Genomic DNA, 22,427 nt, shown 5'->3' with positions numbered 1-22,427 from the left:
ATGGCCGAGACCAGCATCGAGTGGGTGAAGAACGCGGATGGCTCGCAGGGCCTGACGTGGAACCCGATCCGCGGTTGCACGCGGGTCTCGCCTGGATGTGGCGGCCCAGGTCCGCACGGGGGCTGCTACGCCGAGGGCATCGCCGCCCGGTTCTCGGGGCCCGGCCAGCCCTACGAGGGCATCGCCGAGATGCGGGGAGGGAAGCCGCGCTGGACCGGCAGGCTGGCGTTCGTGGAGAGCGCCCTCGACGCGCCGCTGCGCCGCCGGAAGCCGACGACGTGGTTCGTGAACAGCATGTCCGACCTCTTCCACGAGAAGGTGCCCGAGGAGTGGATCGCGCAGGTGTTCGCGATCATGGCCCTCGCGCCGCAGCACACCTTCCAGGTCCTCACCAAGCGTTCGGCACGGATGTGCCAGATCATGGCTGGGCCCAAGGATCATTCGATCTGGCACCCGAAGCTGTGGCACCGCTCGGTTCTCCCGAATGTCTGGCTCGGCGTCTCGGCCGAGGACCAGCGCCGCGCCGACGAGCGCGTGCCGGACCTGCTCGCGACGCCGGCCGCGGTGCGCTTCGTCAGCGCCGAGCCGCTGCTCGGGCCGATCGACTTCGAGGCGATGCCCTTCAGCGAAGGCGACCCTCGGCACAGGTGGAGCGCGCTGACCGGGCAGGCAATCATGCATGCCACCGGTGAGGACGGGCACCCAGACTTCACCGTCCGCCTGACGAAGCCGATCAGATCCCGCCTCGACTGGATCATCGTCGGCGGGGAGAGCGGCCCGAATGCCCGGCCCATGCATCCGGCCTGGGCCCGCCAGATCCGCGACGCCTGCGCGGTCGCCGGGGTGCCGTTCCTGTTCAAGCAGCACGGCGCATGGATCCCTGAGGCCCGCGGCCGTGACTGGGCGATCCTCGACGCGGACGGCGACCTCGACATCCCGGACGATCGCGCGCCGGACGAGGCTGCCGGCGAGGTGGCAGTCACCCGCGTCGGCAAGAAGGCCGCCGGCCGCCTCCTCGACGGCGTCGAGCACAATGGCATGCCGGAGGTTCGCCCGTGAGCTTCGACGTCAGGAACCTCTGCTTCGTCCGCAGGGACTGGGAGATCTACAGCGCCATCGAGGATGGCGTGATCGTCATCCGCGGGCGGCCGTACGGCGCCCTCGACGTCAACCGAGAGCCGATCGTCGGGGCCGAGATCACGCGGCTGCACTGGAAGAGCCACCTCTACAGGCCGGCCGAGCCGCTGCACGACGACATCCTGAAGATCATCGGCCACCGGATGGCCGACTTGGTCCGCGACGCGCTCCAGCAGGGCTACGCGCAGGCGCAGCTCGATTTCCGGAAGGCGCTGGGCCTATGAGCGCGCGCACCCGGTGCATCGTCCCCTTCTGCGGCTGCACGGCGGCAACCGCCCGCATCCATCCCAGCACGGAATGGATCTGCCAGAGGCATTGGCGGCTCGTCCCCCGCGCGACGAAGGCACGATGGTGGCAGGTCAAGCATCGGCGGCGGCGCATCTGGCGCCGCCTCGGCGACTCGCGGGTCATCACCAAGCCCGGCCCCCTGACGATCTGGAACACGGCGAACCGGCTGTGCGCGCGAACCTGGGAGCGCTGCAAGGCCGAGGCGATCGAGATGGCGGGAGGGATCTGACATGGCCGAGACCAGCACCATCACCCGCGAAACCATCATGGCTGGCGGCCTGCGCGACGCCGGACATCTGAACTACGGCAAGCGCGGCGGCGGCACGATCTGGCAGCACACCACGATCCCGCGCCTCCAGGCCATCGACCGGCCGACGCTCAGCGACGAGGAGACGAAGCGGCTCGGCGTCTCGCGCCTTCGGGAATGGAGCGTCGATGGCGGCCGAGCCGGCAGCCTCGAGGACGCGATCGCGGCGCTCAACGTGCCCGCGGTCCTCGCCGAGGAGGAGGCCGAGATCCTCGCCTTCGTGCCGGAGGAGTGGACGAAGCTCGTCCCCTTCCGCCACGACCTCGGCGAGAAGCTAGGGCGCGAGGACGTCGCCACCACGATCCTGACGCTGCGCCACAAAGGCTTCATCCAGAACGAGCTCCGGCCGGCCGCGCCGCGAGCGGAGCCCTGGATCCGACGCGCGCCCGACGCCCCGTCGACCACACCGGACGGAGGCGCTCGTGCCTAAGCCGCCCTCCATTTCCGAGGCCGACCTCTGCAAGGCCTTCATCGCGCTCGCCACGAAGGACGGCGCCTGGACCGCGTACCCGGAGACGGCGGGCTTCGACATCCTGCTCGTGCGCGTCGCCGACGGTGCCCAGATCGGCATCGAGGCGAAGCTGAAGCTGAACCCGCACGTCGTCGCCCAAGCGCTCCCGGAGTGGCAAGGCTACTACGGCGCCCACACCGGCCCGGACTATCGCGCCGTGCTGGTCCCCTTCTCCGGGGCCGGCGCGGCGGGCATGAGCACGATCTGCCATACCCTCGGCATCACGATCCTCTGGCTCGCCGAGCCGGATTACATCGGTCGGCGGAGTTTCGGCCCGGAGCTGCCCGTCGAGAACCGATATGGCGATCGCGCGGGCAGCTGGCACGAATGGGCGCCGGCGGAACGCTGCCGCCTTCCGGACTACGTACCCGATTGCGTAGCAGGCGCATCGTCGCCGATCACCCTGACCGCCTGGAAGGTGAAGGCGATCAAGCTCGCCATCCTCCTCGAGGAGCGGCCCGTCGGGCGCTCGGACTTCAAGCATCTCGGCCTGTCCCCATCGCGCTGGACGGCTCCGGACGGCTGGCTGCGCCGACGCGGCAACGGCTGGATCGCCGGCCCGGGCATGCCGAACCTTAAGCGCCAGCATCCCCGAAACTACGCCGAGATCGCCGCCGAGAAGGCGACCTGGGCGCCGCCGACCCCGCCGCTGATCGTCGTCGCGGCCGAACAGGGAGCCCTGCTCTGATGGCCGACCGTCCGATCATCTTCAGCGCGCCCATGGTCCAGGCCCTGCTCGCCGGCCGGAAGACGCAGACGCGGCGCATCCTGAAGCTGCAGCCGATCCCGTTCGCCGTCGATGAGGCTGGCACGCTTTGCGAGGTCGGTTGTCTGCACGTCGAAGGGGACCGGCGTCCTCGCGTGACGCTTGGGCGAGTCGTGACCTTGCAGGAGGTTCCCTACGCGGTCGGCGACCGGCTTTGGGTCAAGGAAGCCTTCCGCATCGGGATTGATGCCGACGCGGACGATGCCCTCGATCCGTACCTGAACCCTGACCGCTTCGTCCTCTACCATCCACCCGGCATGCGCGATCAGGACTACATTGTCCCGACCTCCTATGAGGCGCCGCGCACGGCCGAGCGGAAGCGCTACACGCACTGCGCGGGTACGCCCGAGGCGTGGACCGAGCTCGGAACGATCAGCCCCCGCTTCATGCCCCGCTGGGCCTCGCGCCTGACGCTCATCGTCACCGACGTGCGCGTCCAGCGGCTGCAGGACATCAGCGAGGAGGACGCGGTCGCGGAGGGGGCAGCGCAATACGCAAGCTCCACCAAGGTCCTGCGCGAATGGGACCCCGACTTGAAGGGGTCCTACCGGGCCGGCTTCCTGGCCCTCTGGGATCGGCTGCATAGCCCGGAATCGACCGACGCGAACCCGTGGGTCGCCGCCATCAGCTTCACCGTCCACCGGGCGAACATCGACGCGCTGCGCGCCGAGCCGCTCGACGTCGCGGGGGCAGCATGAAGGCCATCACTGCTCCCGTCGTGCGCCCGCTGAAGGAGGCGCCACGATCCTATGAGCCTGGAGAGCGAGCGCATGCCGAAAGCTCCAAGGATCTCGTACACTCGGCTCGTTCGGCATGGAACAGCCTGCCAGCCGATATGAAGGCTGACTGGGCCAGGCTCGAGGCACGGGAGGCTGCCGAAGCCGACGCCGCAGCCCTTCGCGAGCAACTGGCCAAAGCTGAGGTCCGTGCGCGCGAGGCCGATGAGATGTCAGGCTTCTCAGGCTGCGGGGTCCGCTCGGTCCGCGGCAGCCCGCAGGACATCGACCTTGTGAAGCTCTGGTGCGAGCAGGCCAGCACGCTGCCGTACCTGCGAGATCGGATAAAGGCCGAGCAGACCCGCGCCACCGCCGCAGAGCAAGAGCGCGACATCGCGCGGGAAGATGCCGCCGGCTGGAGGGAGACGCACCGTTTCTGCGAGCAGCAGTGGCAGGAAGAGCGCGGCGTCATGCTCGATAAGCTCGCCGCCGAGCGGGAGGAGTGCGCCAGGCTGCGGGAGGCGCTGGCTGCGGCTGTGCCTCTGCTCGACCACATCGCTGGCCAGGACATGACCCTCACCCGCCCTGATGGTGCGACCACGTGCGCGATCAAGGCTGCCGAAGCCGCAGCCGATGCGCTGGGCGTCGAGATCGGCATGTCCGAATGGGTCGAACTGGTCCTGACGGGCAAGCCGCCTGCCCGCTCTGCCCTTTCCAGAACCACGGGGGCGCAGGATGGCGATCTCTGACCTCGCCGCGACCGACCTGTTCGGTACGCCCTTCGCCGACACCATCCAGCGCGGCGCCGACCTGTCGCGCTGCGGGACCTTCCGCTGGACGCTGACCCGGACGTGGTCGAGCGAGGGCGGGCACGTCTGCTTCATCGGCCTCAACCCGAGCACGGCCGACCACCGGAAGGACGATCCAACCGTCTGCCGCTGGACGCATTTCGCCCGGGCGTGGGGCTACGGCGGGTTCACGGCGGTGAACCTCTACCCGTTCCGGTCCTCGACGCCGGGCCCGTGCCGGGACTGGTCGCGCTGGGAGGAGAACGGCCCGGACTACCACGCGCGGGACATGCTCTGGCGTGCCGAATCCGTGCTCGTCCGCGAGGCCAAGGCTGCGGCGCTCGTCGTCGCGTGCTGGGGAGCCGGCGCGTGGGACCCGATGTGGGTCGACCACGTGCTTGAGCAGATCCAAGAGGGCGAGGCGCCCTGGCCCGACATCCACTGCTTCGGCCTGTCGAAGGACGGGCACCCGATCCACCCAATGGCGCGAGGCCGCTCGCGCATCCCAGACGACGCGCGGCCGGTGCTCTGGAAGGCCGGCACGGCCAGCGGAGGACTCGATGCGTAGCGCCCGGATCCCCGACCGATCCGAAATCACGGACGAGACCATGCTCCCCCTCGGCGTGGCGGTCGAGGCCGCTGCCGCTCATGGCGTGGCGGTCGGCCTGACCGTGAAGGCCTTGCGGAGGGCAGGGGGCCATGATCGGTTGGCCCTCTATCGATTTGCCGGCCGGGATCACACGACTCTCGGCGACATCAAGCGGATGCTCAGGGAATGCCGCGTCCAACAAAAGGTGCCCGCCTCTACTGGAAAGCGCGCGACCAAAGATGGGTCATCCGCGACACCGGCGGGGTTGAGTTCGGGACGGGCTGCGGTGCTGGAGACCGTGAAGCGGCTGAAAGAGCGCTCCAAGAATACCTCGCGCAAAAGCACCGTCCGGACTTCGGCAAAGGTGATCCCGCTCGCGTCTCGATCACGGACGTCCTGACGCTCTACGGCGACGAGCGCGCCGAGCAGACCGAGCGCCCGGACGTGGTGTGGAGCGCGTTGCCACACCTCGCCGAGTTCTTCGACGGCAAGATGGTCGCCCACGCGACGCCCCAGGTCTGTCGCGCCTACGCGAAATGGCGGATGTCGCAGCCACAGGCCCGCTTCAAGGTCGGACCCGGCTACCGATTCCAGAACATTGACGACGTGCCGCGCGTCGGCTCGCAGACCGTCCGGCGCGAGCTTGGCGTCCTCTCGGCCGCGTTCGGCTACGCACACAAGGAGCACAAGCTCCTGTATCCCGTCGTCGTCACCCTGCCGGACAAGACACCGGGCCGCGACCGCTGGCTGACGCGCACCGAGGCGGCGCACCTGATCTGGGTCTCGCTCGGCTTCCGCAACGTCGCCAACGACCCGAAGGGTAGGCCGATCTGGCGCCGCCCACGCGTGAAGGGACCGGACGGAGAGATGCGCGCCGAATTCGACAAGTCGCGCCACGTCGCCCGCTTCATTCTGATCGGGCTCTACACCGGCACCCGGCACGAGGCGATCCTGCGGCTGAAGTGGCTCGCGACCACGCAGGGCGGCTTCGTCGACCTCCGCTCCGGGATCCTCTACCGGCGCGGCATAGGCGAAGGGGAAAGCGCTAAGCGGCGCACGCCGGTCCCGCTATCGAAGCGGCTGCGCGCGCACATGCGTCGGTGGCGCCCGCAGAGCGTCGCGCACGTCGTCGAGTTCGAGGGGCGGCCGATCGACCGTCTCCGGCGCGCCTGGACGACGGCGCGAAAGGCGGCCGGGCTCGGCCCGGAGGTGACGCCGCACATCCTCCGGCACACCTTCGCGACATGGGCCGTGATGGACGGCGTCCCGTTCAGCAAGGTCGCGATGGCGCTGGGCACCACGGAGAAGGTCGTGGAGCAGGTCTACGGACACCATGCGCCCGAGCACCTGATGAGCGTGGTCGAGAGCGTCAGCCGGCGGCGGTGAACGCCGAGGGAACATCCCTCCGGTTATTCTCCGGAAACTCCGGATACGAACGGGCACGGAAGGGCAAGAAAGGGTCGATCCCGCAGGGAGATGCAGAGGAGGGCAGGGGAGGACCATTCCTTTACACGGAGAGGGTCGGGGGTTCGAGTCCCTCACCGCCCACCAATGCTTTCAATCACTTACGAATGACTTGGCGTTTTTGGAGAGCGCGGCTCTCCGGAAACTCTCCAAAAACCCTCGTTTTCGCGGCCTGCGATGCCTGAACAGATCCCCACCACCGGCGACCTCGTGAAGGCGAAGGCGATCACCACCGACGAGGTGGAGGCCGCGGTCGACGCCCTCCTCGCCAAGCCGGACACCGGGCCCTACCCGGTCGGCGGCGGCTACCTGCTCGACCTCGCCGCCGCGGTGAAGGCGCACCAGCCCTCGGCCGCCGCCCTGGCCGATCCCGACCGGCCCGAGAAGTTCAGGCGCACCATGGCGCGCACAGCCATCCTGCTCGCGCGGCCGGTGAAGGGGTGAGCCGACCACCCGGCGATTGGGGCAAGGGCCAGGGCGAGCCCGTCCCGCGCCACCGCCGCAACCCCAAGCGCGCCTATGACACCGAGGGCCGGGAGATCGAGCCGGCGACGATCGCGAACGCGCGGGCGAACGGCGCCATCGGCCTCATCGCCGAATGCGAGTGCGGGCACGAAGCGCGGATCCCGTTCGCAGGGCTCCCCGACGATGCCTATGTGCCGGACGTCGCGCTGAAGCTGCAATGCTCGGCCTGCGGCGCGCGCGGCAACCGGATCACGACATGGCCGGACTGGACAGGGGCGCGGCGGGGCGAGGCCTGAAACGACGAAAGGCGCCCCCGGCCTGAGCCAGGGGCGCCCGCGGGCGAGGTCGCGATGTGAAGCCGCGGGGTCAGCCGGGACCGCGCCCCGTGAAGGCCCTGAGCATCGTGTCCCGGGTCTCCTTCATCTCGTCGCGCACCGATGTGACCATGTCGTCGATTCGGCGCTCAAGGCGATGGATCACGTCGCCCGTCACGTAGGTGCGCGCGACCTCGATCTTGAAGGCGTTCAGCTTCTCATTGAGGTTCGCAATCTCGATCTTGGCCGCCGCCATGTCGATCGTCAGCGGGGACACCGCCTCGCGCGTGCCGGTGCGCAGCTTCCCGATCAGCCAGTCGACCCCCTTGCCGAGGCCGAACAGGAAGACGGCGAGCGCAATCACCTGCGCCCAGGTGATCGGGCCGGGCGACAGGAACGAGGTGTCCATGGGGCGAGCTTTCGCGACCCTCCCCCCTCTCCGGGGGAGGGAGAGGGGTTACTTGCCGAAGATCCGGCGCACGGTTGGGGCGATGCCGGCCACGCCGATCACGGCCATGACGATGCACCACTCCATCTGGTCATACGGCGCCGGCAGCTTCGCCACGCGCCAGTTGAACAGGAAGGTCGAGTCCAAGACGATCGCGCCGAAGTGCAGCATGCACAGCGCGAAGGCCGTCGGGATCATCCAGGCCGTCCAGGGCGAGAGCCGCTGCGCCGCGCGCTCGGCCGCGAGCGCCTTGCGCTCCTCGACGTAGGCGGCGAGCTGCGCCTGCGCGACCGTCACGTCCCCGGCGACGTTCTGCCCGTTCGTCAGCACCCCGTTGTCGGAGCGCTTCTGCAGGTAGCCGAACAGGCCGTCGAGCACGCCCGGCAGGCCGAGCACGAGCTTGGCGAGGACGGCCCACATCAGCGCGGCGCCTCGGCCGGCGGCTCGAGGCGCCGCATCGGCGGCGTGGTGCTGTAGGCGCGGAGCACGATGCCCATCAGGAAGCAGAGCGCGACGATGGCCTTCGCGGTGCCCTCGGGCGCGCCCATGTCGAGGAGCAACTGCCGGAAGTCGACCGCGTGCAGCATGTCGAGCAGCGTCAGCAGGAAGGCCGGCGTGAAGAAGATGAAGGTGCGCCAGCCCTGGAGACGGCGCCAGAACGCGTGCAGGCGGCGAGCGTTGCGCGGGAGCATGATCAGGCGGCCTTCGGGCGGGAGAAGAGGGCGTGCACGCGGGCCCAGAAGCCGGGCGCGGCCGCAGCGGGGCTCGGCGCAGAAGAAAGCCCGCCGGAGGGGGCGGGCTTGGTTTCCACGGGAGGGGCCTTCGTGAGAGGCAACGTCGGTTGCTTTTCACCGATGGGATTCGCGCCCGTCATCGGCGCGAGCGGGTCAGGTGCCTTGGGCGGCGGCGCCGGATCGGGGATGCGCACCGAGGCGAGGAGCGCCACCCGGAACTGCGCGTGGTAGCCCGCGATCAGCTTGTCGGCGTCCGTCCCGTTGATGATGCGCCGCGCCCCGACCGGGTCGGCACGGCCGGGACCGAAGTAGTCCGCGAGCGCCTTACCCGTGAACCAGCCCTCGACCATGCCGTAGAACAGGATCGTGGCGGCCACGTCCGGCCGCATCGCGAGGGCTGGCGTCTTCACCAGGTCCTCGCTCGCCTTGAGGATGCCGAGCGCGCGCAGGCGCTTCGTCGCCTTGGCGTAGTTCGCCTCCCAGGTGAGCTGCACGTAGCCGCGTCCCCAGAAGCCGGTCGGTCCGTACTTCTTGCCCTTGCCGCGGCCGAACTCCTCGATCGGCTGCATGGTGCGGGCCGTCTCGTGGAAGGTGGTCGCCAGGCAATAGGCCGTCTTCTCGACGCCGAGGTCGGGCGGGCAGGCGGCGAGGATCGCCTCCATGCCCGCGACCTGCGGCTGGGTCAGATGGCCGGCAAACGGCTGCCGGCGCACCGCGTCGAAGAACTTCGCGCGGTCGAGGTCGAGCGCCATGTCGGAGGGTCCGCACAAAAGGAAAAGGCCGCACAGGGCGGCCAGGACGGGAGACACGTCAGGGGAGCGGGGTGACCCGCGCCTCGAGGCCGGAGCGCTTCATCGCGGGCACCTCCGGGCATGAAAGAGCCGCCCGGAGGCGGCACGGCAGCATCAGGCGCGGCCGGGCCGGCTCTACATCTCGTTCCAGTACCCGGCGAACCACTTGAAGCTGGCCGTGGCCGAGGTCGCATAGGTGGTCGCGCCGCGCGACTTCGTGATGAAGCCGCCCGCGCCGCCAGCAACACCGGACTGGTTGATGTCCCGCACAGTGCCGCCCGACTGGAACTGGATCGTGCGGACCTCGCCAAGGTAGCCGGGGGCGAGCATCTTATCGATGGTTCCGCTCTGATAGCAGAAGTACATCGGCTTGCCGTAGGGCAAGGTGACCGTTGCCGCCGCAACAAAGTAGTTCGACGGCCCCTGTCCTCCGCGCGCGACGACATCCCGGATGCTGTTCGTCCCGTCGCCGTAGAAGCCCGGGACCACATCGCCGCGCAGGTTGTAGTAATCGATGTTGCGGAGGACGAAGCCCTTGTTGTTCGTCGTCTCCTCGTTGCGAACCGCGTTGAGGGTGGCGTTGGCCGAGATGCGCTCGACCTTCGCGCCGACCGCCGTCGATTGCAGGGCAACCGCCGCGATGGACTGCGCGACGCCGCCGACCGGGTAATCGGCGATCTCAAGGTCTTGCGTCGTGGTGTACTGGCCGCCGTCGAGCACCGCATCGACGGGGCCCGAGATGCCGATCTGCAGGCCCTTGGCGATGGAGTTGAGCGCGTTCTGGCCGATGCGGATCGCCGGCAGGCCGTAGGCCGAGATCCAGGCGCCGGCGCCGCCGACCTGGCTCGACACGACGTTGTCCATCCGCAGGAAGCCGGACGGGCTGAAGGTGCTCTCAGCGTTCGGGTTGACGACGAGGTTCAGGCCATTGTTGCTGCGGTTCGCCAGCGTGCCCTTGAAATAGATCAGGTATCCTTTGTAGATTGCCGCCTTGACGTTGTAGATCCATTGCGCCGAGAAGTTGTCTTCGAAGTAGAACACCCCGTCGTTGGCGGGATCGGGCGAAACGGTATTGACGTTGGTCGTGTACCAGTAATCGAAGATGTTATCGACCACCGGGCCGCCGACCGCGCCGCCTCCGGCCGTCCCGCCGCTCGCGTAGACCGCCCGCTCGCGGACATCGTCGACCGTGACGTCGCGCGCCATCCCGCGCCCGACCGAGAACAGCTCCAGGCCGCGCCAGATCTTGTTCTCGGAGAAGATCCGGACATCGTTGAAGTCCCAGTAGAACAGGTTCTGGAGCTTCAGGACCGCGCCCGACGATGCGACCGCGTCGCGGGCAAAGCCGCAATTCTCGACCCCGAACCCGTAGGACATGGTCGAGGTGTTACCGACGATGCCGTGATAGACGTCGCTGCCGTAGAGCTTCAGGACGACGTTTCGCTTGGAATCGCAGTGGAGGTAGATGCCGCCGTTCGGCAGATTGAACGTCCGCTTGAGCGGGTACTCCGATTGCGTGCCGGGGAAACGGATGTCCTTCACGCCGGCCGCAGCGGCGCGCTCGATGGCGGGCGCGTAGTCCCCGTTATCGGTGGCCTGGACGAAGTCCTGGATGGTCGGCAGTTCGCCGAGCTTCACCGCCAGCGAGCGCTGAATGCCGCGAAGGCTCACGCTCATACCCGACACGTCGCCGGTCGAGCCCGAGCCCTGGAGGATGACGCGGTTCGTGGTCACCTCGCGAGAGGTGATCGGCGGCGTCTTGGCCGGGTCGAGCGCAAGGGCCGCGGCCGGCGTGAGGATCGCGACCAGCGCGAGGAGGCGAGCGAGGGCGCGCATCAGGTGTTCGTCCCGGTGATGTTGAGGGCGTAGCCGCTGACCGCATCGCCCTGCTTCCAGGGCTTGCCGGGTCCAAGGCCGTCGGGCGCCGTCGGCAGGCTCGCCATCCAGGCGCGGAAGGCGAAATCGAAGGCGAGCAGCGAGAGGACGTCGCTGATCCAGGTGTTGCGGCTCGCGTCCCAGGTGACGCGGACGAACCGCTTCGGCGGGAGCGCGCCGTTCGCGAAGTCGACCCCGTCACCGTCGCGCCAGGGCTTCGGTCCGGTGCCATCGACGTTCAGGGTCGCGGCATCGGTGTTGGTCCGGTCGATCTGGATGAGCAGGCTCAGCCCGGCCCGCAGTTGCGTGACGCCGGAGGCGGTCGACACCGCGTAGGCATTGCCCGTACCGGCCGTGACGATCGCGCCGCCCTGATCGTCGGCCAGAGCCCGACTGCCGGCCATCACGCCGCGCAGCAGGTCCATGAACGAGCGCGCGGAGGCGCCGTCCTGAGCGGGGATGGTCGGGTCGGCCGTCGCGTTGGCGAAGCGGTCGAGGGCCCAGGATAGGACGCCCACGGGCAGCTCTCCGGATTGTAGGGGGGAAGGCGGCCGTCAGGCCTTGATGACGAAGGCCACGACGAGACCCGGCGGCATGTTCGAATGCGCGCCGCCGCCGCCGGTCGGGTTGATGGTCAGGGCGTGGCTGTGGTCGCCGACGCCCGGGATGCTGTGCTGATGGGAGCCATCCGCCACGATGCTATGAGCATGATCGCCGACGCCATCCGTCGTGAAGGCGTGCGCGTGATCGCCGACGCCATCAATCTGCAGAGCGTGCTGGTGAGCGCCGGAATTGGTCCCGTTGTCGTCGGTCACACCACCGGAATTACTACCGTTCGGGAAGATGTTGCTGACCGCAATACCGCCGCCGCCGGTCGTATAGATCCCTGCGCGGTCAAATTTGATCGGATGGATGTGACCGCCGCCGCTCGCGGTCGTGCCGGAATGGGCATGACCGCCAGCCGCAGCCGTCGAGCCAGTGTGGCCGTGCCCGCCGGCAGCCCCGGTGCCGCCGCCGTGGCTGTGCTGGCCCGCCGCTGTCACCGTCCCGCCGTGGTCGTGGCCGCCGGCGCCCGAGATGCTGCCGCCATGGCCGTGCGGGGGGATCTGCGCTTCAGTCAGAGTGACGGTCTCGCTTCCGCCGCTCGAGCCGAGCGTCCCGCTGATTCCACCTGCGCCGGACAGCCCCGGCCCCATGGGCGCACGACCACCGTTGAAGTTCGGCACGTTGAAGGTGGTCGAGCCGTCACCGTTCCCGTAGGCGGAGCCGATCGCGGCGAACAGGGCGGCATAGCTCACCCGCGAGACCTGCCGCCCATCGCAGGGCACCCAGCCCGAATCCGCGTTGATGTCGGCCTGGATGGCGATGCGACCGGGTCGCTCGATGGTCGGGGAAACGACCACATAGAAGTCGAGGTATGGGATGTAGGCGACGCGGTAGACGACGTTCGGGATGAGGTCTCCGGGCCCGAGTTCCCGCGCGAGATGGCGCCGCAGCGACTTGGCGGGGCAACCGTCTGGCGCGAGCCGCACGGGCCCCTGGTTCGTCACGTTGACCACGAAGCTGAGCGTGTGCCCTGTCGTGTTGGTCCCAGCGACATCGCCAGACGCCACCTTGAACACTTGGCTGGTGGCGATCGCGTAGACGTCACCTGAACCGCGGATGGCGGTGAGCGTGCCGACATTGTCGTCGCGCCACCGGGCAAGCGCCGCCATCAGCTCGCGCGCCGAGTTGTTGATCGTCGCTGCGGGCTGGCCCTCTCCGAAGAAGATCGGAGCCGCCGCGACGTCGTTCGAACTCGCGTCGGGACTGAAGTCGATCAGGCCGGTCATGGGACCTCACGGGCAGCCGGAAGCGCCCGCGCGCCTCGGGAGGCGCCGGGACGGACCGGCCGACAGGTTCGAGAAAGTCAGGTGCGCGCGGTGCGCTGAAGCGAGGCGAGATAGGCCGCGGCGTCGAAGGGCTGCGCGCGGCGCTGGACCGGCTGCAGCGGCATCGGGGCGGGTGCGGCCGCCTGGGGAGCCGCCGCGGCCGTGGCCGCACCGGTCGAGGTCAGCGCCTTCAGGATCGCCGCGACATCGGGCCCGCGCTCCGCCTCGGCCGGCGCCTGCATCGTGGCGCCCGCGGCCGGGGTGACGGAGGAGGCGGCCCCGGCCGAGACCGGTCCGGACAGCCCGAAGGCGCCCGCACCCGCCGTGCCGCCGGCCTCGGCCGGCATCCGCGGGGTGAATGAGCCGCCGAGGAAGGCCGAGGCCTTCTGCTCGTGCGCGCCCATCTGGTCGCGAACCTTGTCGGCGACCGAGCCCGGCGCCCCGCCGTTGCCGGCATCGCTGGCGCCATAACGCCCGGGACTGCCCGCGTTGATGGTCGAGTAGAGGTCGAGCCGCCCCATCCCGGGCTTGAAGCCGCGGTCGACAAGGTAGCGCTCGACGGCGCCGAGCTGCTGCTCGAAGGTCTGATCCTGGCTTGCGCCATAGGCCCGCTGCTCGGCCGGGCCGAACTGGATCAGGCCGATATGCCGGTTGCCGGCGCCGCCCCGGGTGCTCGGATCGAGCGTGCCGCCGGTCTCGTAGGACATGACGGTCGCGTAATCGAGCGGGTCGGCGCCGATCCGCTGCGCCGAGGCGATCAGCGCGGCGACGCGGGGATCATCGGCCATGGTCCGTCCTCAGCGGAAGCGGCAGTTGCCAGAGCAGCAGCCGGTCGTGCCGCAAGATGGGAGCCCGTGCTCATCACGGGGGCCGTGCGTGTGCGGGCCCATCGGCCAGCATCCAATCCCGCCGTGATCCACGAACTGCGGATGAACAGGGACGCCGAGCCGGCGCTGGAGTTCGGCCACGCGCTGCTCCAGGTCCTCCAGTCGCTGGAAGACGGTCTTCTCGGCCATGTGCGGGGATCCTGAAACGCGAAAGGCCGCCCCGGAGGACGGCCTTGCTGATCCCGGCGCGCACGCCTCGGGACGGTGGTGGTTTCGACGGTTTCGCCCGTCGGGTCAAGGGTGCCGCCACCGGTGTGTATCGATACACATTTGAGCTTGACGAAGCCCTCAGTCGTGTGTATCAATACACATCAACGGAGTGGCCCATGTCTCGGATCGACCACAGCACTCGGACCCGCGATGTCCTCAAGGCACTCGCGGCCGATGGTTGGACGGTCGCTCGAAAGGGCCCCGGCGATCACGTCCAGTACCGGCACCCGACGAAGCCGGGACGCGTCACGATCGACACGGGCGCCCGCGAGATCCCGACCGGGACGCTCCGGAGCATCTACCGGCAGGCCGGCTGGGCTTGGTGAGCCCCGCCGGATCGCCGAACGCGCAAGCCAAGGAGGGCCCGATGGCGCAGGTGGTCATGCTGATCCATGAGGAGAACGGCGCGTTCGGCGCGTCCTTCCCCGATTTTCCAGGCGCGACGACGGTGGCCGACAGCCTCGACGCCTTGATCCCGAAGGCCGCCGAGATGCTGGCCTTCCACGTCAGCGGCATGGTCGAGGACGGCGAGCCCATCCCCGCGGTTCGCACGCCCGGGCGCCTGCATGAGGATCCCGAGTTCCGCGAGGAGGTCGCCCGACCCGGCGCGATGCTCTGGCTCCTCGAGGTCGACCTTCCCGGCAAGTCGGTCCGGGTCAACATCACCCTGGAGGAGGGCATCCTCAAGCGTATTGATCGCGCGGCGCGCGCCGCTGGCGAGACCCGGTCTGGCTTCCTGGCGGCGGCAGCGAAGGAGCGGTTGCGCGCGTCCGCGGAGGCGTGACCGCCCCGCCGGGCGGCGAGTCGAGAAGGGCACGTCGTAACGGCACGGTGAGGCGAGATCGCAACACTTAAGGTTATTGCGCGATCAGCGAGATTGCCGCCTCGACTCAACCGTGGGCTTGAATGACTGTCCTTGCCGCGCATTCAAGCGCAGGGGGAACGTCATGCGGACGGCTTTATCAATCGCGCTGCTGCTCGGATCGGTCGCTGGTGCTTCAGCGCAGTACGGTGGCTACGGGTACGGTTCGAACTCAAGCAGTCACTACAACTCCGGCTATACGAACAGCCACGGCACCTACGTTCAACCGCACTATTCGACCAATCCGAACAATACTCAGTACGATAATTACGGCACGCGCGGGAACTACAACCCGTATTCCGGCCAGACCGGCACGCGCAACCCACGCTGGTAGGCCGATGGCGCATGGCGGTGGTCGTGCTACGTTGCCGCCATGCCAACCCGCTTCGAGCGCTTCCTATGCTGGGTCCTCTTCACCCTCGCCATGGCGGGATTGGGCTGGGTGCTGCACCGGGTGGTCCCGCCCATAATCGGCTGGCTGAGTGCCACACTCAGCCCCCAGTTTGTGCTCGGTGTGATGGTGGGCTTGTGGATCCCGCTCGCGGTGTTTGTCTATCGCGGTTCAATTGCGGCTGCCTTCGCGCGCTGGCGTGGCCGGATACGCCAGCGATAGCAGCCGCGAGGTGAAGAGCTCGGCGTTCGGGCTCCCGGCTGGCGAGCGCGCGAGCGCGCGCAGATCCGGCACAGCCTTCGGATCGAAGATCAGCCGGGCCAACGCATCGGTGTTGCCCATCACGCGGGCCTGAACCAGCGCGTCGCTGACCCCACGTCGCAGGCCGACCAGCGCGCCGCCGGCCGCGCCCGTGACGCCGCCGACGCTCGCTCCCGCCGCGGTGCCGGAAGCGACATCCGCCACGGCCTGCCGCACGGGAGTGCCGCTCTTGAGCTGCTCACGGATCGCCGTGTTGAACGCCGTGTCCGAGCCCTTCTGTGGCCGATAGCCGGTCGCCTCCAGCGTCGTCAGGAGCCGGTCGAGGCCGCCCCACAGCGTGTCGCCGTCGGGCAGGGCGCGCACCACCGCCTCAAGGTTGTGGCGCTGCTGGGGGTTGCCGCGCACCGCGGAGGCGAAACCGGCGCCACCATACTGCGACGCGATACCCTTCACCTGCTGGGTTGCTTCGTTGAAGACGGATTCCAGATAGATCCGCGCGAGATCGCGAGCGGCGCTCGGGCGATTCCTCGCGAGCGCGGCCATCGCGCCCGCGACCTCCGCCTGGCTGCCCGGGGCCGGGTTCGCGGCGAAGACGGTGCGGATCGCCTTCGACACATCCGGGCTCTCGGCAAGCCGCCCGAGCGGCGAGGCCTCGACCCGGCTCATCCCCTCGCGGGCGACCACCAGGTTCGAGAGGCGATCCCGCACAGCCGGGATCTGGTCGAGCACGTCGGCATGCTCCCGCATCGCCATGCGCAGCGCGTCGGCCGACAGGTTGCCGTCGGCCCCGGTGGCACGCTCGACAAGCTGCGTGGTGAGATGCCGCTCGACGGACTCGCGGGTCGCGGGACCGCCATTCGCCAGGGCTTCGCGGAGCGCGGTCGGGCCCGACAGGGTGCCCGGGACCTGCTCGGCGGGCATCGCCATGCGGCCGGTGAGCTCGTCGCGACGCACGATGCGGCCAAGTGGATTGTTACCCGCGAAGGGCTCCAGGGGCACCGAGTTACGGGCGAAATTCGCGTCCGCCACCGCGACCTCGGGGACCCGCTTAAGCTGCCCGTCGAGGGCAGTGCGCACGGTCTCGAGATCCCGAACCTTCGTGGCGTCACCGATCTCCACCGCCTCGGCGATGTGCCGGTCGATGCGCTCACGGGCATGCAACATGCCCTCGACGCTCATATCCGTGTCGCCGCCGCGGAACAGCATCCTGCGGATCGAGCCGAGCGTCGAGGCGACATCGCCCTTCGCCGTGCTCGCCTGCCGGTCGATCGCTGCAAGAGCCGGACGAGGGTCTACCTGCCCGAACCGCACGTCGGGGATCTGCTCCTCGATCACCGTGCTCTTCACGTAGGGCGCCGGCGGCTCGCGCATCGCGCCCACGGTGCGCTCGAAGGCGGCCAGGGGGTCGCCCTCCTCGCCGCGCATCAGCGCGCCCATGACGCGCGACCGGATCTCCGGATGCACCGAGGCCGGGTCGATTCCGGCCCGGGTCAGGTCCTCGTCGAAACGACCGCTCCAGGTCTGGAGGGCGTTCTGGAACTCGTCGGCCTGCGAGGAGGCCGTGCGCCCGGCGGTGCGCTCGGAATAGATCGGGAAGCGCGCACCCGCCTGGCCGGCGCGCTGCTCGTTCTGGAGCAGGCGCAGCAGCTCGTTCGTGACGTCGCGCGCGGCGCCGCCGTCGGCATCGGGCTTCAGATAGCCATGGTCGACGAGGAACTCGCGCCAGAAATTGTCGATGGACTTGCCGCCGGGGCGCGCCACGGTGCCCAGCCCGGGGATATTGAAGCGCTGGAGGTCGGCCGCGCGCGCATCGCCGCTGAGGTCGATGCCGCCGTTCCGGGCGACGAAGCGGGCGAGGCTCTCGCCGCCGGCGTCGCCTTGGATCGGATCGAAGGCCGGCTTCTCCAGCGGACGCGGAGCATCGGGCAGGAATTGGGGCCGGCCCTCCGGATAGGTGATGATCGGTTCGCCGGGACGCTCGACGGTCACCATCCGCTCGATGCCGACGTTCTCCGGGGCCTCACGGGCAAGCCGATAATCGACGTTGGCGCGCGAGGAGCGAGCGGCCTCGCGGAGATCGCGGACGCCGCGGAGATCCGTCTGGATGGCCTGCCCGGCCTGCTCCGGCGTGATGCGCGGGCCGGTCGCGGTGCGCGCCCGGGACAACGCGATCCCTTCCGGCGTCTGCGTTACACCGGCCTGAGCGGCTTCCTGGATGGCGGGGCCGATCCGCGACGGGTTCGGGTTCTGCGGCGCGACCTGCTCGAAGGCGGCGCGTGCCACGTTGTCGACCGAGGCCGGCCGGCCGGCATAGACCTCGGCCGCGCGCTGACCGCCCTCGCCGCCGGAATTGGCCGCCACGCGGGCGAGCTGCGAGAGGCGAGCGCCCTTGCCGCCCGTCGCAGCGTTCACGACTTCGTCGAGCGGGAGATCGACGCCGCCGCCCGGCAGCGCACGGGCCTGATCCCGGATGAACTGGGCCGAGGCGAGTTCGGAATCGCTCAGCCCGGCCAGGGCCTCGCGCACGAGCGGCGCGCCGGGCTCGCCACCGCGAAGCGCGGCAACGCCCTTGCCGACGAGGCGGCCGACGCCCGGACCGGCTCCACCGAGCACACCGCCGATGGCCGCGCCAGTGGCGATGGAGTTCGCGTCACCGCCGTTCCGAGCCGCCGAATCGGCACCACCGAGCGCCGATCCGGAAAGGCCTGAGGCAAGAGAGCGCGCCGCAAGACTACCCGCGCCCGCGCCGAACGCCACCGGCGCCGCGGCTACCAGGGGCACGGTGCCGGCGATGCCGCCGCCGACCTCGCCCACCGTAGAGGCGATCGGGTTGGCCTTCTCGGTCGCCTCACCGAAGCGCTCGACGGTGCGCAACTCGTCGGAGAACTTCGTGTCGTTTTTCAGCGAGCGGATACCCGCGGCAACCCGGTTCAGGCCGCCGAGCAGGTAGGGGCCGGCTACGGGGATGCCGTTGATAATCCCGCGCCCGATCGCGGCCGAGCCGTCTCCGGGCAGCCCGGCGGCGGGCAGATCATCCTCGACGAGCGTGCCGGAGAAGCGCGGGCCGGCGCGCGGGGCTGCCGGCTCGTCCTCGACAAGGGTGCCGCTGAAACGGGGACCAGCCATGGCTCAGTTCTTCCGGTAGCGGCGGCCGTCGGCCGGGTCGATGTACATGGCGCCCTTCGGCAGGGCATCGAAATCGGCCTGGGTGCGCGGGGCGGCGACATTCCCCGCACCGGTCGGCCCCGCCACGCCATCGGATTTCGCGGTTGCGCCGCCCTGCGCAGCCGGGAACAGCGGGTTCTCGTTTGCGAACCGCGCCACCTGATCGTCGAACCCGGCGTCGATGCGACCGCCGTTCGCCTTGGCATAATCGCGAGCCATCTGAGCGATCTGCTGCTCACGCTGCGCGATTGACCGGTAGATGCCGATAAGCTGCCGGTTGCCCTCAGGCGTCTTGGCGATCCCTGGACCGATGAGCGCGATTGATTTCCGGTCGCTGTCCGAGATGCCGGCCCCGAGCGAGCCGCTGAGCTGGTCGAGCACGACCTGGTTTGAGAGGGCGTCCACCACCTCGGCCGGCGAGGCGGTCTTCGCGTCCTTGATGCCGATGGCGCCGAGGAGCTGATTGAAGCGCTTCACCTGCTCGCCGCCATAGCCGGAGTAGAAGCCGGGCGCGGTCATCTGCTGCTCGATCAGCGCGAGCGAATTCATCTTGTTGGTCGCGTTCCGGCCGGCCGTCTGGATGTCCGTGAACTGTTTCGCATAGGTCTTCCCGACCTCGGCGTCGTAGGCCTTCTCGCCCCCCATGTTGATGGTGGTCCCGGTCGGGTTGATGGGGCTGATCTTGCCGTTCGCATCCTTCTGGTAGGAGCCGGCTGGCAAGCCGAGGCGGACCCGATCCTCCTCCGAAACCGGAGCGACCGTCTTGTCCTCGTCCGCCTTCAGCGCGATCGTCTCCTGCCCGGTGCGCTCGTTACGGTTCCAGCGGTTGCCATCCGTATCGGTGTACTGCCGATACAATTCCTGCGGCGGCAAGATGCCCTTCGAGAGTTCGGTCACGAACGAACCGTTGCCGGCCAGGGCAAGCGCCTGAGCATCCGGGATGCCCGGGATCTTGCTCTTGATGAAGGCGGCCGTTGCGTTCTGGCCCTGCTCCTCCTGAGCAAGCTTCCTGACCTTCAGTCCATACTCGGCTTGCGCGAGGTTCGAAGCCGCCCGCTTGTCGCTCGAATCCTGGTAGTTCTTCATGCCTGCGGCCAGACCGCCGCCCCAGGTCGGCGAGGACAGCAGGCCCATGCCGATGGAGCCGAGCATGTCGAAGCCGCCGTTCTTCTGGAACTTGTCCAGGCCAGAGCCGATGCGGTCGCCGAGCGAGGGCTCGGCCAAGGCCGGGGCGGATTGCGGGGCCGAAGCTGGGGCAGCCGCCGACGGCATCTGCCCCGCCGCCGGCACGGCGCCTGTCGCCGGCACATCGGCGGCCGCGTCGCCCTGGCCCGGCAAGGGGAGCGCGCCGAAACCGAAGGGGCGGCGCGGGGGCATGGGTACGGTCTGAGGCGCTGGCGCGCTCGTGACGTCGGGGACCATGCCCATCCCGCGCTCAAGCTGCTGCGTCTGGGCCTCGTCCATCGCAACCGCGGGGCCGGCACCGGACGTGCCGGTGAAAGACTGGGCCGGCCCAAGTGGCGCCCGACGCAGCAGGGCGGCGAGATCCTCAGGCGAGACCTGCGGGAGCGGCCCGAAGCCGAACGGGGAACCGACGCTCATCGTGTCATCTCCGGGAAGCGAGCCAGTCCTGCGGCGCGATCCGTCGCGCGGCCGTAATCGACGCCGAGCATGCCGAGACCGGGCATGACAGCGACGGCATCCGGATCGACCCCCGCCACCTCCTGCGCAATGAGGCCAATCTGCGTGCGGGGATCGCCCTTGTAATTGTAGCGATAGATCGGCTGGCCATCATGGAGCGCGCCAACCTCCTCGATGTTCTCCTTCGCGCGCTCATCGGAGAGAAGGGCGGCCCACCCACCCGAGCCCGCCGCTTGGCTCGCGATGTTCGAGCCGACCAGCGCCGTGCCGAGGATCTGCTGCAGGAGACCGGCCTGCGGGACCTTCTGGACCTGCGTGCCCGTGGTGGTGCCGCCCATGCCGCCGATCGCGGTGGCGAGGCCGGCATAGTTCCCGAGTTGCTTCCAGGCCGCGTTCGCGCGCTCGTCATACGTCTGCATGTCGGCGTTGATCTCGTCCTGCCGCGCCGCATCCTGGATGGCGCCGACCTGGGCGAGGGTCTGGCCGGGCTGCTGGAGGGCCGCCTGTGTCGTCGGCAGAGCCGCGATTCCAGCAAGGCCGGCAGCGCGGTCGCCCTGCGCCGCCGAGAGCAGCGCGCCGGCCTGCCCGAGCGCACGATCGGTGTTGTTGCCGCGCAGGGCCGCCAGCGCGCTCTCGCCCGCGAGGCCGGCCTGATCCGCCGTGAGCGACAGGTTCGCGCCCGTGGTGGCGAGACCCGCGTTGCCCTGGTTTATCCCCGACAGAGTCGAGAAGAGGCCGGCCGTGGTCGAGGCATTCGCGTTCCGCGCCGCGTCGATCGCCGCGGCCGCGCTGGCCTGGCGCCCGCGCTCGTTCTCGTAATCGGTGTAGCGCGCCTGCGTGCCGACGCCCGCGACGGCGTCCGCGACCGCGCCGGAGAACCGGCCGGAGCCGTACCGGCCCGAGGCCGCGAACTGCTGCGAGACCTTTGAGGCCGCGTCGTTGGCGGAGCGGCCGATGATGTCGTCGAGGTAGGGGTTCGCCCCGCCGAGATACTTCCCGTCGGCGACATCCTGGAGCGAGCGCTGGGTCTGGGTGCCGCCCGAGGCGAGATCGCCCGCGAGACCGGCGAGGCCGGACGTGTCGGTGTTGTAGGCGCCTCCCGCCAGGGCGGAGCCGGTCGAGCGCGCGAGGCTGTTCGGGTCGGACAGGCGCGCGGCCGAGGTCGCGACGCCCGACGTATCGACGTTCGGGTTGATGCCGGCGAGGCCCGCGGTCGCGCCCTGCGTCGCCGCGGTGGCCCCGCCGCTCTGGAGGAGGCCGTTCAGCCAATCGTTGCCGGATGCGGCCGTGCCGGCGCCGGCCGCCGCGCCGCTCTTCATCTGGCCGAGGCCGGCGAGCGTGTCGGAGCCGAGCCCGGCGACGCGCTGGCCTGAATAGACCGGGGCGAGGTTGTTCGCGGTGTAGGCCGCGCCGGCACCAGCGAGGATCTGCTGGAGCGCGGGCTGCGCCGGATCCCACGGCGTCGAGGTCTGGGTCGAGTTGGTGGTCTGCGTCTTGGTGGCGCCGCCGCTCATCTCAGCAGGTCCTTGGTGAAGTGGATGCCGGCCTCGCAGGGCGCGGCCGCATAGTCGGGCAGGAGGCGGCGCCAGCCGGGGCGGCCGACGAACTCGACCCTGCGCGCCCCGCGCGCGGCGGCACCGGCCTCGATCTGACGAAGGGTGTGGCGCCAAGCGCGGGCGCCGGCCCCGCCGACGGCGAGCACCCAGCAGGTGCGCGAACCGTCGCCGTGCTGGCGGACCTGCGAGACGCCGGCAGCGACCAAATCCGGACCGTCGAAGATGCCGACGAGGAGGGCGCGGCCTGTCGCGCAGAGGTCGAGCAGTTCGGGTGCCGAGAGATCGCAGCCCGGCCGCGCGCAGGCCCGCGCGAGCCACGGCTCCGCGATCCGCCACGCTGCTGCGAGGTCGGTGTGGTCGATCGCCTGGAGACGCATCAGGGTCGCCGGA

General features: G+C 69.7%; 27 protein-coding genes. 15 read left to right on the top strand and 12 right to left on the bottom strand.

The genetic code is table 11. The annotated features are described in order from the left end of the window. The 12 genes from MET9862_RS11995 (at position 1) to MET9862_RS11945 (ending at position 7,327) form a co-directional block, all read left to right on the top strand. Positions 1-1,059, top strand: coding sequence for a phage Gp37/Gp68 family protein (locus MET9862_RS11995; protein ID WP_142583191.1), 1,059 nt, complete (start codon positions 1-3; stop codon positions 1,057-1,059). Beyond that, positions 1,056-1,361 (top strand): hypothetical protein, encoded by a 306-nt coding sequence (locus MET9862_RS11990; protein WP_142583190.1) that lies wholly within the window; start codon positions 1,056-1,058, stop codon positions 1,359-1,361. The genes MET9862_RS11995 and MET9862_RS11990 overlap by 4 nt, the downstream gene beginning before the upstream one ends. Further along, positions 1,358-1,654 (top strand): hypothetical protein, encoded by a 297-nt coding sequence (locus MET9862_RS11985; RefSeq protein ID WP_142583189.1) that lies wholly within the window; start codon positions 1,358-1,360, stop codon positions 1,652-1,654. The genes MET9862_RS11990 and MET9862_RS11985 overlap by 4 nt, the downstream gene beginning before the upstream one ends. Before the next feature lies 1 nt (position 1,655). Continuing rightward, a complete protein-coding gene (locus tag MET9862_RS11980; protein WP_142583188.1) occupies positions 1,656-2,162 on the top strand; it encodes a hypothetical protein in 507 nt (168 codons plus the stop codon). After that, positions 2,155-2,931, top strand: coding sequence for a hypothetical protein (locus MET9862_RS11975; protein ID WP_142583187.1), 777 nt, complete (start codon positions 2,155-2,157; stop codon positions 2,929-2,931). The genes MET9862_RS11980 and MET9862_RS11975 overlap by 8 nt, the downstream gene beginning before the upstream one ends. Then, positions 2,931-3,707 (top strand): hypothetical protein, encoded by a 777-nt coding sequence (locus MET9862_RS11970; protein WP_142583186.1) that lies wholly within the window; start codon positions 2,931-2,933, stop codon positions 3,705-3,707. Before MET9862_RS11975 ends, MET9862_RS11970 begins: the two co-directional genes overlap by 1 nt. Continuing rightward, on the top strand, positions 3,704-4,474 hold the full coding sequence (locus MET9862_RS11965; RefSeq protein WP_142583185.1) for a hypothetical protein: 771 nt from the start codon (positions 3,704-3,706) through the stop codon (positions 4,472-4,474). The genes MET9862_RS11970 and MET9862_RS11965 overlap by 4 nt, the downstream gene beginning before the upstream one ends. Beyond that, positions 4,461-5,081, top strand: a complete 621-nt coding sequence (locus MET9862_RS11960) for a DUF1643 domain-containing protein (protein ID WP_142583184.1) — start codon at positions 4,461-4,463, stop codon at positions 5,079-5,081. The genes MET9862_RS11965 and MET9862_RS11960 overlap by 14 nt, the downstream gene beginning before the upstream one ends. Beyond that, positions 5,074-5,502 (top strand): hypothetical protein, encoded by a 429-nt coding sequence (locus tag MET9862_RS30070; protein WP_244612689.1) that lies wholly within the window; start codon positions 5,074-5,076, stop codon positions 5,500-5,502. The genes MET9862_RS11960 and MET9862_RS30070 overlap by 8 nt, the downstream gene beginning before the upstream one ends. Positions 5,503-5,561: 59 nt before the next feature. Then, positions 5,562-6,488: a tyrosine-type recombinase/integrase gene (locus MET9862_RS11955; RefSeq protein WP_244612688.1), complete on the top strand. Its 927-nt coding sequence runs from the start codon at positions 5,562-5,564 to the stop codon at positions 6,486-6,488. A 255-nt stretch (positions 6,489-6,743) separates the two neighbouring features. Next, entirely contained in the window at positions 6,744-7,010 is a 267-nt protein-coding gene (locus MET9862_RS11950; protein ID WP_142583182.1) for a hypothetical protein, read from the top strand. Then, positions 7,007-7,327: a hypothetical protein gene (locus MET9862_RS11945; RefSeq protein ID WP_142583181.1), complete on the top strand. Its 321-nt coding sequence runs from the start codon at positions 7,007-7,009 to the stop codon at positions 7,325-7,327. Before MET9862_RS11950 ends, MET9862_RS11945 begins: the two co-directional genes overlap by 4 nt. A 70-nt stretch (positions 7,328-7,397) precedes the next feature. Here MET9862_RS11945 and MET9862_RS11940 read toward each other — a convergent pair whose 3' ends face one another. The 8 genes from MET9862_RS11940 to MET9862_RS11905 all read right to left on the bottom strand — a co-directional run bounded on the left by MET9862_RS11940 (position 7,398) and on the right by MET9862_RS11905 (position 13,852). After that, entirely contained in the window at positions 7,398-7,754 is a 357-nt protein-coding gene (locus tag MET9862_RS11940; protein ID WP_142583180.1) for a hypothetical protein, read from the bottom strand. A 48-nt stretch (positions 7,755-7,802) separates the two neighbouring features. Continuing rightward, a complete protein-coding gene (locus tag MET9862_RS11935; RefSeq protein ID WP_142583179.1) occupies positions 7,803-8,213 on the bottom strand; it encodes a hypothetical protein in 411 nt (136 codons plus the stop codon). Further along, positions 8,213-8,485, bottom strand: coding sequence for a hypothetical protein (locus MET9862_RS11930; protein WP_142583178.1), 273 nt, complete (start codon positions 8,483-8,485; stop codon positions 8,213-8,215). The genes MET9862_RS11935 and MET9862_RS11930 overlap by 1 nt, the downstream gene beginning before the upstream one ends. Before the next feature lie 2 nt (positions 8,486-8,487). Beyond that, positions 8,488-9,279, bottom strand: a complete 792-nt coding sequence (locus MET9862_RS11925; protein WP_142583177.1) for a hypothetical protein — start codon at positions 9,277-9,279, stop codon at positions 8,488-8,490. 174 nt (positions 9,280-9,453) lie between these two features. Further along, positions 9,454-11,154 carry a hypothetical protein gene (locus MET9862_RS11920; RefSeq protein ID WP_142583176.1) on the bottom strand — a complete coding sequence of 567 codons (1,701 nt, stop codon included), beginning with the start codon at positions 11,152-11,154 and terminating at the stop codon, positions 9,454-9,456. Continuing rightward, positions 11,154-11,711: a hypothetical protein gene (locus MET9862_RS11915; protein WP_142583175.1), complete on the bottom strand. Its 558-nt coding sequence runs from the start codon at positions 11,709-11,711 to the stop codon at positions 11,154-11,156. Before MET9862_RS11915 ends, MET9862_RS11920 begins: the two co-directional genes overlap by 1 nt. Positions 11,712-11,747: 36 nt before the next feature. After that, positions 11,748-13,025 (bottom strand): phage tail protein, encoded by a 1,278-nt coding sequence (locus tag MET9862_RS11910; RefSeq protein ID WP_142583174.1) that lies wholly within the window; start codon positions 13,023-13,025, stop codon positions 11,748-11,750. Between the two features lie 77 nt (positions 13,026-13,102). Beyond that, positions 13,103-13,852, bottom strand: coding sequence for a hypothetical protein (locus MET9862_RS11905; RefSeq protein WP_142583173.1), 750 nt, complete (start codon positions 13,850-13,852; stop codon positions 13,103-13,105). A 425-nt stretch (positions 13,853-14,277) separates the two neighbouring features. On the opposite strand from MET9862_RS11905, the gene MET9862_RS11900 reads away from it, so the two are divergent. The 3 genes from MET9862_RS11900 to MET9862_RS11890 all read left to right on the top strand — a co-directional run bounded on the left by MET9862_RS11900 (position 14,278) and on the right by MET9862_RS11890 (position 15,357). Next, the gene (locus tag MET9862_RS11900; protein ID WP_142583172.1) at positions 14,278-14,487 is read left to right on the top strand and encodes a type II toxin-antitoxin system HicA family toxin; all 210 of its coding nucleotides are present in this window, start codon (positions 14,278-14,280) and stop codon (positions 14,485-14,487) included. A 41-nt stretch (positions 14,488-14,528) separates the two neighbouring features. Beyond that, positions 14,529-14,945, top strand: coding sequence for a type II toxin-antitoxin system HicB family antitoxin (locus MET9862_RS11895; protein WP_142583171.1), 417 nt, complete (start codon positions 14,529-14,531; stop codon positions 14,943-14,945). 163 nt (positions 14,946-15,108) lie between these two features. After that, a complete protein-coding gene (locus MET9862_RS11890) occupies positions 15,109-15,357 on the top strand; it encodes a hypothetical protein (protein WP_142583170.1) in 249 nt (82 codons plus the stop codon). Between the two features lie 228 nt (positions 15,358-15,585). Here the strand turns inward: MET9862_RS11890 and MET9862_RS11885 are convergent, their stop codons facing one another. The 4 genes from MET9862_RS11885 to MET9862_RS11870 all read right to left on the bottom strand — a co-directional run. Then, positions 15,586-18,801: a hypothetical protein gene (locus MET9862_RS11885; RefSeq protein ID WP_142583169.1), complete on the bottom strand. Its 3,216-nt coding sequence runs from the start codon at positions 18,799-18,801 to the stop codon at positions 15,586-15,588. 3 nt (positions 18,802-18,804) lie between these two features. Next, the gene (locus MET9862_RS11880; protein ID WP_142583168.1) at positions 18,805-20,304 is read right to left on the bottom strand and encodes a hypothetical protein; all 1,500 of its coding nucleotides are present in this window, start codon (positions 20,302-20,304) and stop codon (positions 18,805-18,807) included. 134 nt (positions 20,305-20,438) lie between these two features. After that, on the bottom strand, positions 20,439-21,995 hold the full coding sequence (locus MET9862_RS11875) for a tail fiber domain-containing protein (protein WP_185156834.1): 1,557 nt from the start codon (positions 21,993-21,995) through the stop codon (positions 20,439-20,441). Next, the coding region (locus tag MET9862_RS11870) for a hypothetical protein (RefSeq protein WP_210248102.1) at positions 21,992-22,427 on the bottom strand (436 nt) is incomplete at its 5' end. The genes MET9862_RS11870 and MET9862_RS11875, both read right to left, overlap by 4 nt.

Source organism: Methylobacterium symbioticum (assembly GCF_902141845.1).
In the GTDB taxonomy this organism is placed as follows: domain Bacteria; phylum Pseudomonadota; class Alphaproteobacteria; order Rhizobiales; family Beijerinckiaceae; genus Methylobacterium; species Methylobacterium symbioticum.
The sequence above is the reverse complement of the archived record's forward strand: the minus strand, read 5'-3'. Positions and strand labels throughout refer to the sequence as shown.